This is a genomic window from Flavobacterium glucosi (genome assembly GCF_048286535.1).
Lineage (GTDB): Bacteria > Bacteroidota > Bacteroidia > Flavobacteriales > Flavobacteriaceae > Flavobacterium.
Genome location: NZ_JBLVPK010000007.1, coordinates 101,950 through 114,849 on the forward strand (window position 1 = coordinate 101,950; position 12,900 = coordinate 114,849).

A 12,900-nucleotide genomic window follows, 5' to 3' on the forward strand; every position below is an offset into this window, starting at 1 on the left:
ATTTTTGCAAAAAAGCAAAGTTACCATTTTGATTTATTCTTTCGATAGAACACTTTAGAAGATTGTGTTAAAAGAAGTATTAAAATTTATTCTATCGTCATTGATTTTAGTTTGGTTCTATACGCCTCAAGAGCAAGAGATTTGGAAATAAAACCATAATAATTACCCTCTTTGATTACAGGCAGAAAAACAACTTTCGCTTTTTCAAATTTATTCATTACCGTTTCCATACTATCCTCGGGAGATATTATTTCTATGGGCGGAATCATAACTTCTTTTATCAAAGTATATTTCACGCGATACGGATTGAAAATGATTTCTCTGATGGTATTAAAATGTACAATACCGACCATTTTTCTATCGTTATCAACGACAGCAAAAATTACTTGATTGGAATGTGAAATTAAATCAACTAATTTTTCTAGATTTTCATCTGGAGAAACGGTTAAATAATCCGTTTGAATAATCGCTTTAGTGTCTAAAGTAGAAAGTACATTGGTGTCTTTATTGCTGGTGAAAGCATGTCCTTTTTGGGCTAAATTTTTCACATCCATAGAATGTTTTTCAAATCGTTTTGAGATTGCAAAACTAATAGAAGCCACAATCATTAAAGGAATCATCAAGTTATACCCACCCGTGATTTCTGCGATAAGGAAAATTGCCGTTAATGGGGCATGGAACAAACCACTTAAAATCCCTGCCATTCCTACCATGGTAAAATTACTGATTGGTAGTTTTGTCAATCCGGTAAGATTTAGAAATTTAGAGAAAAAGAAACCAACATAGGAGCCTAAAAATAGGGAAGGAGCAAAATTTCCTCCATTTCCACCACTACCTAAAGTAATTCCAGTTGCAAAAACTTTCAACATCATGGTCAAGCCTACAAATACCAATAAAGCCCAACTATTGTCTCGAAAACTACTAAATAATGTGTTTTCCAATAATTTTCCAGGATCATTCTCAGATAATGTTTTGATGCTTTCGTATCCTTCACCAAAAAGCGTTGGGAAAATAAAAATAAGAATAGCTAAAATCGAAGAACCAAACAAAGCTTTCTTATAAGCTGATAATTTAAGTTTTGCAAAAAAATGTTCTACTTTTTGAAAATTACGGGAATAATAAACCGAGATAAATCCGGTAAACAAACCTAAAAGTACATAGAAAACAATGTTATGATAGTCAAAACTTTGTTGCTGTTTGAACGAAAGTAAAATCTCTTCATCTAATGCAATTACTGAAACTAGAGCACCTGTTGCCGCGGCAATCATAATGGGTGTAAATGCAGCAATACTCACATCAACAAGCAACACTTCGATAGCAAATAAGACTCCGGCAATTGGCGCATTAAAGGCTGCGGCAATTCCAGCAGCAACTCCGCAACCTATCAATAAAGTTCGGTCTTTGTAACTTAATTTATATTTTTGGGCATAATTGGATCCAAAAGCAGCACCCGTAATTACAATAGGACTTTCTAAACCTGCCGAACCTCCTAAACCAACAGTTAGCGAACTGGTTACGATTTGGGCATACATTTGCTTTTTTGGAATAATACTGGCTTTTTTGGCCACAGCATACAAAATCTGTGAGGTTCCTTTTTCAATAGTACCACCCAAAACTCTTTTTACCACAAAAACAGTAAGTAAAATACCTATTATGGGCAAAATACTATTGATGAATCCCAATTTTAGAATTCCACTGACATAAGTAGCAAAAGAGAAAACCCAGTGTGCAAAAGTTTTTAAAACGATAACGGCAAATGCAGATGAAATACCAACTAAAACCGCCGATAAAAAGATAAACTGCTTTGGCGTTAACATGGATTGCGCAAAAGCTATTATTGTTTCTAACTTGGATAAAAATTTTTTGAACATTATAATTTTTTAAAAGGGTGCAAATTACTACTATTTTAACCGCAACAAATGTTTTTTAATGCTTCTTTTGTACTTAATGGTTTTAAATCACTGTTTAGAACAAAATCCTTCACTTCTTCGGGATTTATTTTTGCATATTCCCGTAATGCCCAGCCAATTGCTTTTTGAATAAAAAATTCCTTAGAATCAGCTTGTTTGATGCATTCTGAAAATAAAAAAGTAGTGTCCGTTTTTTGTTTGTAACCCAATTGAAATAAAATAGCACTTCGGTTCAACCACATATTCTCTGAATTTGAAAATTGTTCTATTGCATTTTTGGTTTCCAATGGAAATTCTAATAAATATTCTCCTAAAATGTATTTAGCAATTGTATCCACGCTATCCCACCATGAATTGGTGCCTATCAGTTTTTCTATCAGTTGTAAGTCTTCTTTTTTATAATTTCCTTTAAGTTCTTTTATCAAAATTTCAATAGCACAATACTGAAATTCCCGTTCTGGTTTTAAATATAGGGCTAACGCAATTGCTCTTGCGTCTGCTGAAATTTATTCTTTGTTTTCTTTCCAAATTTCCTTAAAAAGGCGTCTTCGTTCTTCTGTTTTTATTCCAAAAAAAGGGAAGTTATTTTTCATGTATTTTGCCATGGACAAAGCATTCTCCGGATTCTTATTTTGTTTAAAAGCGTTTTCTAAGGCAAGTATAAAGTTCATAAATAGTAAATTTTTTGTCATCCTGAGCGCAGACGAAGAGCTAAAATCCCACCGCTTTATCGTCTCCTCGAAAATCAGCGCCACCTTCTAGTTTTTTATTTGGTAAAACCAAAATCGCATCCACTTTTCCTATTACAGGTGTTGTTTTTTCGTTGATAAGATATCCTTTTGATTTCAAAGTTTCAAAGGTTTTAGTATTGAAAGTATTAGGCTCAAAAGTAATTAAATCCGGAAGCCATTGGTGGTGAAAACGAGGCGCATTTACTGCTTCCTGCATACTCAAACGATACTCGTAAACATTTAATATGGTTTGCAATACTGATGTGATTATTGTAGAACCGCCCGGGGAACCCACAACCATAAATAATTTGCCTTTTTTCTCAACAATTGTTGGAGTCATTGAACTCAACATTCGTTTTTGTGGTGCAATACTGTTGGCTTCATTTCCTACTAATCCAAACATATTGGGTTCACCCGGTTTGGCACTGAAATCATCCATTTCATTATTTAGAAAAAAGCCCAATTCGTCACAATAATATTTAGAACCATAGCCGTCGTTTAATGTTGTGGTGGCGGAAACCGCATTGCCAAATTGATCTACAATTGAATAATGAGTAGTTTCGGTACTTTCATTATAATTTACTTTTCCTTCTTTTATTTCCGATGATAAAGTGGCTTTTTCAAAACTAAAATTCGACATTCTTTGTTTTAAATAATTATCAGCCATTAATGCTTTCAATGGAATTTTTACAAAATCAGGATCACCCAGATAATAACTTCTGTCGGCATATGCTCTTCTTTCAGCTTCTACAATCACTTGAATGGCTTCTGTGGAATTATGTCCCATTTTAGCCAAATCATAAGGTGCTATCATTTTGAAAATTTCAGCCAGACATATTCCGCCACTGCTGGGTGGAGGCATAGAAATCACCTTTAGATCTTTATAATCAAAAGTGAGTGGCGTTCTCCATTTGGCTTCGTATTGAGCCAAATCTTCCAAAGTGATTATGGCTCCTTTTTCTTGTAGGTAATTAACTAATGTTTTAGCGGTTTCCCCTTTGTAAAATTCATCTCTGCCATTTTTTGAAATCCTTTTCAATGTAGCAGCCAGCGCAGGATATTTTATAACATCATTTTCTTTAAAAGCAGTTGCAAATAGCGTTTTGTCACCATTTACTTTTATAATTTTAGCTCGATAAACAGCCAATCGGTCTTCTTGTTTTTTGGTAACAGTGACTCCTCTTTCGGCCAATGCAATCACCGGTTTCAGGATTTCTTCAATAGGCAATGAACCCAGTTTTTCATGAACAGCAAAAACGCCGGCTATGGTTCCGGGAACTCCAATGGCTAGCGGAGATTCTGTACTTTTTCCTTTTATAACATTTCCTTTTTCGTCAAGGAACATATCTTTAGTGGCTGCTAATGGTGCTTTTTCTCGGTAATCCAATGAACCAATTTCGCCGTTAGCTTTTCGATACACCATAAAACCGCCACCGCCAAGATTTCCTGCAAATGGGTACGCCACTGCAAGCGCCAATTCGGTTGCCACCATCGCATCAAAAGCATTGCCGCCTTTTCTCATGATTTCAACACCAATTTTTGAAGCTTCTTCACGTGCCGAAACAACCATTGCTTCATTGGCAACAAGTCCTGTAGGTTGAACCATTACATTTTGGGTTTTACAACCAATAGAAAGAACACTTAATAGAATTATAATTTTTTTCATTCGAATATTAAAATTTAAAAACCAACGGCTTTATTATCACCTCTTTTGTCTGCTCCACCTTCTAATTTTCCATTTGGAAGAATCAAAACAGCATCGACTTCGCCAATGATTTCTTTGTTTTTTTCATTGAGTAAATATCCTTTTTTCTTCAATTTGGTTAACAATTCTTTATCGAATGAATTCGGTTCAAAAGTAATTTCATCCGGTAACCATTGATGATGAAAACGTGGGGCATTTACGGCTTCTTGCATGCTCATATCAAATTCGTACACATTCAATATCGTCTGTAAAACCGATGTGATAATGGTGGAACCTCCCGGCGTACCTACAACCATAAACAGTTTATTGTCTTTTTCAACAATTGTTGGCGTCATGGAACTCAACATTCTTTTTCCGGGAGCAATGCTATTGGCTTTACTTCCAGTCAATCCGTATAAGTTTGGAACTCCTGGTTTGGCACTGAAATCATCCATTTGATTATTCAAAAAGAAACCCAATTCGTCGCAATATATTTTGGAACCATAATTATCATTTAAAGTGGTCGTTGCCGAAACAGCATTTCCAGCAGCATCAACAATAGAATAATGCGTGGTTTGGTTGCTTTCATATCCTTTGATTGTTCCATGGGCAATATCCGAAGATCTAGAAGCTTTATCAAATGAAAAATTACTCATTCTTTTTTCTAAATACGCAGGGCTAACTAATTCTTTTACTGAAAGTCTAACAAAATCAGGATCACCCAAGAAATAATTCCTGTCGGCATAGGCTCTTCGTTCAGCTTCTGTAATTACTTGAATCGTTTTTACACTATTGTGTCCCATTTGTGAAAGGTTGAAAGGCTCAATCATTTTCATGATTTGATTCAAACAAATTCCGCCACTGCTTGGTGGAGACATCGAAGTGATTTTTAAATTTTTATATTGAAAAGTAATTGGAGTTCTCCATTTGGCATTATAACTGTTCAAATCTTCTAATGTTGCATTCCCACCTTTTTTAGCAAGAAAAGCAACTAGCTTTTGAGCGGTTTCTCCTTTGTAAAACTCATCTTGACCGTTTTGGGCAATTCGTTTTAAGGTTGCTGCCAAAGCGGTATATTTTATGGTGTCATTCTCTTTATATGCTTTAGAAAACAAACTCTTCTTACCATTGCTTTTGATAAAGGAAGCTCTGTAATAAGCCAAACTTTCGGCTTGAAATTTAGTAACAACAACGCCTCTTTCTGCCAAGGCAATTACAGGTTTTAGAATTTCACTTATGGGTAAAGAACCATATTTTTTATGCACTTCAAATATACCTGCAATAGTACCCGGAATTCCGGAAGCTAAAGCAGTTTCCCTACTTTTCCCTGCTATTACATTTCCCTTTTCGTCCAGAAACATATTTTTAGACGCCGCCAAAGGTGCTTTTTCTCTATAATCGATTGCTCCGGTTTCGCCATTGGCTTTTCTGAAAACCATGAAACCGCCACCGCCAATATTTCCTGCCTGTGGATGTGAAACCGCCAAAGCCAGTTCAGTCGCTACCATAGCGTCAAAAGCGTTTCCGCCTTTTTTCATAATTTCAACTCCAATTTGCGAAGCTTCTTCCCGTGCCGAAACGACCATGGCTTTTGAAGTTACTAAACCAGTTGGTTCAACAGTTTTTTCATTCGATTTGCAACCTAAAATGGTAAAGGCAAGTAGGAATAGTATTTTTTTCATAAAGTGATTATTTTAGTATTCGAAAATAGGATTAATTCTTGAAAAAATTCAGTGAACTCCTTTTCAAATTCCGTATAAAATTCTGAAAGTTCATTAGTGGCAAAGCGCATTTTAGATTCGTTTTTGGTACGTTGATCCATTTGAGTCAAAATATGCTCAATTCCTTCAACCGTTTGATAACTCACCAGCCAATTTTCTTTTATCATGATAGGCATTAGTCCTTTGGTTCGTTCTGACAGCATTTCGTAATTATAATGCAAAGATTGGTAAAATCGTTCTACAAAATCCTCTAGATTTTCATCGGAATACTTCGTCCAGTTTTTTGCCAAAAAATGGTCATAAAAAACATCTACAATTACACCAGCATAATGGTGGTAATTTTTATGTAGTTTTTTTGTGCTTTGTCTAAAAATGGGATGTGCATCTGTAAAAGTGTCAATGGCGCGATGCAGAATGATTCCTTTTTGAATTTCGAATGGATAACTCTCAAAATGTTTTCCACGAATTCCGTCGGCCATGAAATTGCCAATTTTGATTAAATCATTATCGCCGGAAAGATAGATGTGTGCTAGAAAATTCATTCGCCTAATTTAGGAATTTAAATGATGAATTTTGAATTCTAAATGACTTTTATAAACCTTCAATTATTATATTTGTGAGCAATTTAAAATTTATATTTCAAAAATTAAAATAATAATCAATGACTTTAATAAAATCAATATCAGGAATTAGGGGAACAATAGGAGGTAAAGTAGGTGATAATCTTACTCCAGTTGATGCGGTTAAATTTGCTTCGGCGTATGGAACTTGGTTGAAAAAATATATTGGAAAAGAAAAAATTACTGTTGTTGTAGGTCGTGACGCCCGTATTTCGGGACCCATGATTCATAATTTGGTGGTGAATACATTGATTGGTTTAGGAATCGACGTAATTGATTTGGGACTTTCCACAACACCAACTGTTGAAGTTGCTGTTCCATTAGAAAAAGCCGAAGGTGGAATTATCCTTACTGCTTCTCACAATCCAAAACAATGGAATGCCTTGAAATTATTGAATGAAAAAGGAGAGTTTCTAAATGGCGAAGAAGGACTAAAAATTCTGGAAATCGCTGAGGCGGAAGCTTTCGATTTCTCGGATGTGGATGATTTAGGCGCTATTATGATTAACGATGCGTATATGGATATTCATATTGACGAGGTCTTAAATTTACCATTAGTTGATGTTGATGCTGTAAAAGCGGCTAAATTTAAAGTGGTGGTGGATGGTGTAAATTCTTCAGGAGGGATTATTATCCCAAGATTATTGGAATTAATGGGCGTTGAAGTAGTCGAATTATACTGTGAACCAAACGGACATTTTCCGCATAATCCGGAACCTTTAAAAGAACACTTAACTGATATTTCGGAATTGGTTGTCAAAGAAAAAGCGGATTTAGGTATCGTGGTTGATCCCGATGTGGATCGTTTGGCTTTCATTTGTGAAGACGGTGAAATGTTTGGAGAGGAATATACTTTAGTGGCTTGCGCCGATTATGTTTTGAGTAAAACACCAGGAAACACCGTGTCAAATATGTCGTCGTCTCGTGCCTTGCGTGATGTGACAAATGCGCATAACGGAAATTACGAAGCCAGTGCCGTAGGTGAGGTGAATGTTGTGGAATTGATGAAGAAGAATAATGCGGTGATAGGCGGCGAAGGAAACGGCGGAATCATTTATCCGGAATTGCATTACGGTCGCGATAGTTTGGTGGGAGTGGCGTTGTTTTTAACGCATTTGGCCAACAAAAAAATGACTGTTTCTGCTTTGCGTGCTTCGTATCCTGAATATTACATGAGCAAAAACAAAATTGAATTGACACCACAAATTGATGTTGATGCGATTCTTGTTGCTATGACAGAGAAATACAAAAATGAAGATATTACCACTATTGACGGAGTAAAAATTGATTTTGCTGAAAATTGGGTTCATCTCAGAAAATCGAATACAGAACCAATCATTCGTATATATACCGAAGCGGCTTCGCAAGAAAAAGCAGATGCTTTGGCATTACGAATCATTGATGAAATAAAAGCAGTTGCCGGAATATAATTCAGCAGTTTTACAAAAGAACCCTCTCGAAATAAAATTTGAAAGGGTTCTAAATTTATGAGTACTCTTTTTATCTAAGAGCACTTTTTGTTTTTAATAAATTACTTTTCATTTCTTTATATAAATTCATTTCTTATTTCTTGGGTCATCGGCAAGATTGACATAAGCGATTCCCCAAGGTCCCATGCCATGTACTTGAATAACGCATGCTTCTTTGGTGTAAAAATAATGTTGAGTGCCAGTTTTCATCACAACAAATCCTCCTGTTGACATTTTCGTTGCTGTTTTTTCGTCAAATTTATCTCCTATTCCCATATAACAGGATCCTTCAAGAACGGTAATATATTGATCGGCTGGATGCCAATGCGGCATTATCGTATAATTGGCTGGAATTTTTGCGCGCATCGTAAATAATTCTGTTGCGCCAGGGTTGCCTCCTATTACTGCTACTTGTGACCCTGGTGGCAAACCTCGAGGCGCAGCTGTCCAATTAATCTCATTGGCCACAATGATATTATTTCCGGCCATTTTCATGTTTTGTGCCTGAACTTGCCCAACTATGAAGAAAACACCTAATACTATCAAGATTGCTGTTTTTTGTATTGCTTTCATTTTCACTGTTATTTTAAGATTTTTTTTTAAGAAAGTTCGATTTGGGATTAAGAACTAAAAGATAAATGGGAACATTATTCAAAACTTTTTGGATTTTGAACTATTATTTTTTTCATATTTGCCATTTTTTATTCTACTACACCCGTTTTTTTTATTGGCTGCTGGTTTCCACTTTTATGGGTAATAATTATCGATTAATTAGTTCTAGGTTTTAAACTTTTCATGATAGGAGTGCTTAAGTGTATTATTTTATTCTGTTTAATGAATTAAAAGAAAAGAATTTTATAAAGAACATTTGGATTGCATATACTCTTGAACACATTTCAAATCTAATATTTTTAGATGATAAAAAGCTAAACAAAAATACGATTATTTAAAATTTAACGTATTGATTGTTAAGTAAATGTATTTATTTTTTTTGATTTAATTACTTTAAATGAAAAAAGTAGTATTAAAACATTGTTAAGTAAAATGTTTCTGTAAGAGTAAATGGAAAATTAAGGAAACAAAGTGTTTTTTAATTAAAAAACGAAGCTTGAATTTATCTCAAAATTAAGTCAGTAATAACTTATTTGGAACTGATTTATAATTGAACAAAACATATTCAGAAAACGTATAAAAACAGCAAGGTTATGATTTAATCTGACGGATAATTAAAGGTTGAAAAGCCAGAACTGTAAATCTACTCACGTTAAAATAAATATTAAAAATTCACTCTAAAACTTATATTTGGCGTTAAGCCAAGTGATTTATTATCTACTTGAACGGCATCATTCGAGTCATTTAGATTGACGTTGTAATACCGATTGATACCATTATCTTGATTGGTAGCGTTAATTACACCGGCAGTAAAGGACGCTTTAATTGATTCCGACAGATTGAAATTGTAATTTAAAGAAGCATCTAAACGCATGAAATTATTTAAATTTTCATTGTTAGGCGAATCATAGTTCACCACGGTATTATTGCCGTTTTGTATGGTTTCGTTACCTTCAATTGGTTTTGTATACGGCTGACCATTTCTCCAAATACCATCAACTGCTATTTTTAGATTTTTAAGAATATTGTAATAAAAACCAAGTGATACAGAATGCCTTATATCTACATTATTAGGAAAGGTTGAAGGTGCAAAAGTATCAAATTCATAGTCATTTGTACTAAACGTGTAACTTACCCAAACACTGTATTGATGAGCCGTTTTATTGGCTAAAAATTCCAAACCTTTTGCAGTATAACTCCCGTGAGCATTACTAAACTGAAAGCTGTTATAAAAACCTTGATTAGAAGCCGTAATCCCATCTACAAGTTTATAAAACCCTGTAGCCTCAATATTCAGTTTCTTTTGATTGAACTCCACACCAAAAGAGCCTTGTTTACTCGTTGCAATTGGGATGTCTTTATCGTTGACTAATACCCAACGTCTTTTTTCGACCCCTAAGAAATCATCTTCAAAATCCACGATTTGAGTAGTAGATTGATTTTTGAATTCCCCTTCTAATTTTAAAGCAAATTGATCTGATAATTTTTGTCGAATGTTTATTCTTGGTTCAACCAAAAGCTTTTCAAATTTTTGAAAATAATTCAAACGCAATCCAACTCTAAAATAGGTATTATTCTTATTGTATTCCACCTCAGAAAATAAGGCATGATTTAATAAAACATCTTTTTTAGTGCTAGAGTAAAACGGAGCACTAACGGTGGTTTGATTTAACATTCCCGTTTCATTAAATTGATACCCAAACAAGAAATTTAACTTGTCATTTGTTTTGTAATAGGTATTTAATTTTACTCCAGTTTCCTGTACTTCATTAGCTTCTGTCAAGCGCTGATCTGTTTCCACTCTGTAATCCCCAGCGTCAATATTGTATCTGGAAAAGTAAGTGATGAAGTTTGAACTTAATTTTGAATTCCATTGTGCTTTCCAATTTCCTCCGTAACCAATATTTTTCTGGGATAAAGTACTGGCTTTAGATTGGGTTTCGTTTGGATTTATAATGCGGCTTTCTGAATAATCCAAAGCGTTATTGATGCCAATGATATTCGCTCTAAATTGATGTTTTTCATTCAAATCAAAAAGTAATTTAGTAGTATAGTCATAAAAATAAAAATCAGAAGACGTATTATTCTGGTCACTATCTGCATTGATTTCAGTATTTTGAAAACTACGATCAAAGTATTTAATATACGTAGGAGATTTATATAAATCAGTAATCGAACGACGTCCTGAAATATGAAGTTCTAATTTTTTAGTTATTGGGATTTCTAAAAAGGCATCGGCGCTAATGGAGTTAATTCCTGCGCCACCAGAAAAGGTATTGGTTACCAGATCTTTCGTATACATATTGATAGTACTGGAAACGCCATCACTGTATTCAGCGCTTGTTCCGTTTTTACTAACGATAACTTTGTTCGTAAGATTAGGATTGTAAGGAGATATTAACCCGAAAAAATGACCGGAATGATACATTTTGATATTATCCCAAAGCACTAAATTCTGATCGTTAGTTCCGCCGCGCACGTTGATGTTAGCAATACTTTCATTAGTACTTTCAACACCGGGAAGCGATTGAATAGATTGCAAAATGTCGGGTTCTATTAATCCGGGAAGAATACCGAATTTTTTAGTGTTTAAAACCGTGCTTCCATCTAGGTATTTTTGTAATCCGGGCGTTAAATAAACATTTATCAGGACCTGATTTAACTCCTCTTTTTTTGTGGAAAGAACAATTTCTTTACAATTATTTTGTGCTGAAAACAATTCGTTAGCTGAAAACTGCCTGGACTCAAAACCCACATAAGAAACAGTAAGCGTTGCAGTTGTTGGAATATTTGTTAAGCTAAATTTACCGTTTTCATCAGTGACTGTGCTTCTTTCAATATTGTTTACAAGTACAGAAGCACCAACTAAACGAGATTTCTTTTCATCGGAAAAAACAATGCCGCAAATTGATATTGTTTTGTTTAAAACAGAAACGGTAACATATCGATCGTCTAAAGCCTTGAAATTTAAAAGTGTTTTCGAGTTTAGGTAATCAATAGTTTCTTGTAATGTAAAAGACGCACTTGGTTTGTTAATTGTAATGGAGGCTACATCTTCAACGGCATACGAAAACTTGATGCTAAATTGTTTTTCGACGGCAACAATAACATCGGTTAAAGGAATCTTGTTAGCAGTATTTTGTCCACAACAAATACTGCCAATAGAAAGTAATAAATAAACCAGCCATTTATCTAACACCATAGTTGTAAAATATAATGGTTTTGCCTTGAATCTTGTAACTTAATTTAAGCGGAATTGTAACGGCTTGAAGCGCTATTTCTTTATTGGTATGTGTAAAACTTCCCGTAAATAGTTTTGAAGTATCGACACCTTCCACTTTAATTTTCATATCGTATTGACGCTCCAGTTCTGCAATTACCTGATCTAAAGGGATTTTATTAAAGCTTGATTCTTGTTGCATCCACGAAGGATTTTGGGCATTAAAATCGTCAACATTTTCAATAGTACCATTTATAACTCGGAAGGTTTTACCAGGAGGTAATTTAACGGTTTCATTATTGTAAGTCACACTTACTAAACCTTCGTAACAATGCACTTCAAAATAATTTTTACGTTCTTTTACATTAAATTGAGTTCCTAAAACTTTAACAACTCCTGCAGCTGTGTTTACACTAAAAGTTTGTCCTTTTTGTACCTTAAAATAAGCTTCTCCTTCTAAAGTTAAAGCTCTTTTGTCAGCCCATTTTTTTTCGTTAAAAGTTAATTTTGAAGCGGAGTTTAATATCACTTCAGAATTGTCCGGTAGTGTAACTGTTTTTGTTTGTGCTATTTGAGTTTCAAAAGATGTAGTGTTGTTAAAAAACAAAAAATAGGCTGAGGTTAACATAACAACCAGAACGGCAGCAACGCTGTAGAATGTTTTGAAGTTTAAAGCTCTTACTTTTGTTTTCTTTTTAGAATGATTTCGGGCTTTAAAAGCTTCCAAGGCAACGTGAGCATCTACTTTTGAGGCTTCCAATTGTGATGCATAATGAGCAATTTTTTCATGTGTATCAAAACCTTCAGATTGTTTCAAATCTTCAATTTCTTTGCTTGAAAGCTCATTGTTGAACCATTTTAATATCTCTTTTTCCTTTTTCATTTTATATCTCTATGTTTATAAGACAACTAACTTTTAAATTACCCTATAGA

Annotated in this window: 8 protein-coding genes and 1 pseudogene; 1 reads left to right on the forward strand and 8 read right to left on the reverse strand. The window is 34.3% G+C overall.

Annotated elements, in window-relative coordinates; all coding sequences use genetic code 11:
• Positions 1 to 86: 86 nt before the first annotated feature.
• The 5 genes and pseudogenes from ACNQGD_RS12985 to ACNQGD_RS13005 form a co-directional block, all read right to left on the reverse strand.
• Positions 87 to 1,871: a chloride channel protein gene (locus tag ACNQGD_RS12985; protein WP_417999575.1), complete on the reverse strand. Its 1,785-nt coding sequence runs from the start codon at positions 1,869 to 1,871 to the stop codon at positions 87 to 89.
• Between the two features lie 35 nt (positions 1,872 to 1,906).
• Positions 1,907 to 2,602, reverse strand: a pseudogene (locus tag ACNQGD_RS12990) (DNA alkylation repair protein).
• 19 nt (positions 2,603 to 2,621) lie between these two features.
• Positions 2,622 to 4,307, reverse strand: a complete 1,686-nt coding sequence (ggt, locus tag ACNQGD_RS12995) for a gamma-glutamyltransferase (RefSeq protein ID WP_417999576.1) — start codon at positions 4,305 to 4,307, stop codon at positions 2,622 to 2,624.
• 14 nt (positions 4,308 to 4,321) lie between these two features.
• A complete protein-coding gene (ggt, locus tag ACNQGD_RS13000; protein WP_417999577.1) occupies positions 4,322 to 6,007 on the reverse strand; it encodes a gamma-glutamyltransferase in 1,686 nt (561 codons plus the stop codon).
• The gene (locus ACNQGD_RS13005; RefSeq protein WP_417999578.1) at positions 6,004 to 6,588 is read right to left on the reverse strand and encodes an acyl carrier protein phosphodiesterase; all 585 of its coding nucleotides are present in this window, start codon (positions 6,586 to 6,588) and stop codon (positions 6,004 to 6,006) included. The genes ggt (ACNQGD_RS13000) and ACNQGD_RS13005 overlap by 4 nt, the downstream gene beginning before the upstream one ends.
• 119 nt (positions 6,589 to 6,707) lie before the next feature.
• Here ACNQGD_RS13005 and glmM point away from each other — a divergent pair, with 119 nt between their 5' ends.
• Positions 6,708 to 8,096, forward strand: coding sequence for a phosphoglucosamine mutase (gene glmM, locus ACNQGD_RS13010; RefSeq protein ID WP_417997295.1), 1,389 nt, complete (start codon positions 6,708 to 6,710; stop codon positions 8,094 to 8,096).
• Between the two features lie 126 nt (positions 8,097 to 8,222).
• Here the strand turns inward: glmM and ACNQGD_RS13015 are convergent, their stop codons facing one another.
• From ACNQGD_RS13015 to ACNQGD_RS13025, 3 genes are all read right to left on the reverse strand, one after another.
• Positions 8,223 to 8,708, reverse strand: a complete 486-nt coding sequence (locus ACNQGD_RS13015; RefSeq protein ID WP_417999579.1) for a cupin domain-containing protein — start codon at positions 8,706 to 8,708, stop codon at positions 8,223 to 8,225.
• 703 nt (positions 8,709 to 9,411) lie between these two features.
• Positions 9,412 to 11,949: a TonB-dependent receptor gene (locus ACNQGD_RS13020; RefSeq protein WP_417999580.1), complete on the reverse strand. Its 2,538-nt coding sequence runs from the start codon at positions 11,947 to 11,949 to the stop codon at positions 9,412 to 9,414.
• Entirely contained in the window at positions 11,936 to 12,850 is a 915-nt protein-coding gene (locus ACNQGD_RS13025; RefSeq protein WP_417999581.1) for a FecR family protein, read from the reverse strand. The genes ACNQGD_RS13020 and ACNQGD_RS13025 overlap by 14 nt, the downstream gene beginning before the upstream one ends.
• Positions 12,851 to 12,900: the final 50 nt, after the last annotated feature.

Coding starts and splice junctions, on each gene's coding strand:
- ACNQGD_RS12985 (WP_417999575.1), bottom strand. CDS start 1,871: ATGTTCAAAAAATTTTTATCCAAGTTAGAAACAATAATAGCTTTTGCG.
- ggt (WP_417999576.1), bottom strand. CDS start 4,307: ATGAAAAAAATTATAATTCTATTAAGTGTTCTTTCTATTGGTTGTAAA.
- ggt (WP_417999577.1), bottom strand. CDS start 6,007: ATGAAAAAAATACTATTCCTACTTGCCTTTACCATTTTAGGTTGCAAA.
- ACNQGD_RS13005 (WP_417999578.1), bottom strand. CDS start 6,588: ATGAATTTTCTAGCACACATCTATCTTTCCGGCGATAATGATTTAATC.
- glmM (WP_417997295.1), top strand. CDS start 6,708: ATGACTTTAATAAAATCAATATCAGGAATTAGGGGAACAATAGGAGGT.
- ACNQGD_RS13015 (WP_417999579.1), bottom strand. CDS start 8,708: ATGAAAGCAATACAAAAAACAGCAATCTTGATAGTATTAGGTGTTTTC.
- ACNQGD_RS13020 (WP_417999580.1), bottom strand. CDS start 11,949: ATGGTGTTAGATAAATGGCTGGTTTATTTATTACTTTCTATTGGCAGT.
- ACNQGD_RS13025 (WP_417999581.1), bottom strand. CDS start 12,850: ATGAAAAAGGAAAAAGAGATATTAAAATGGTTCAACAATGAGCTTTCA.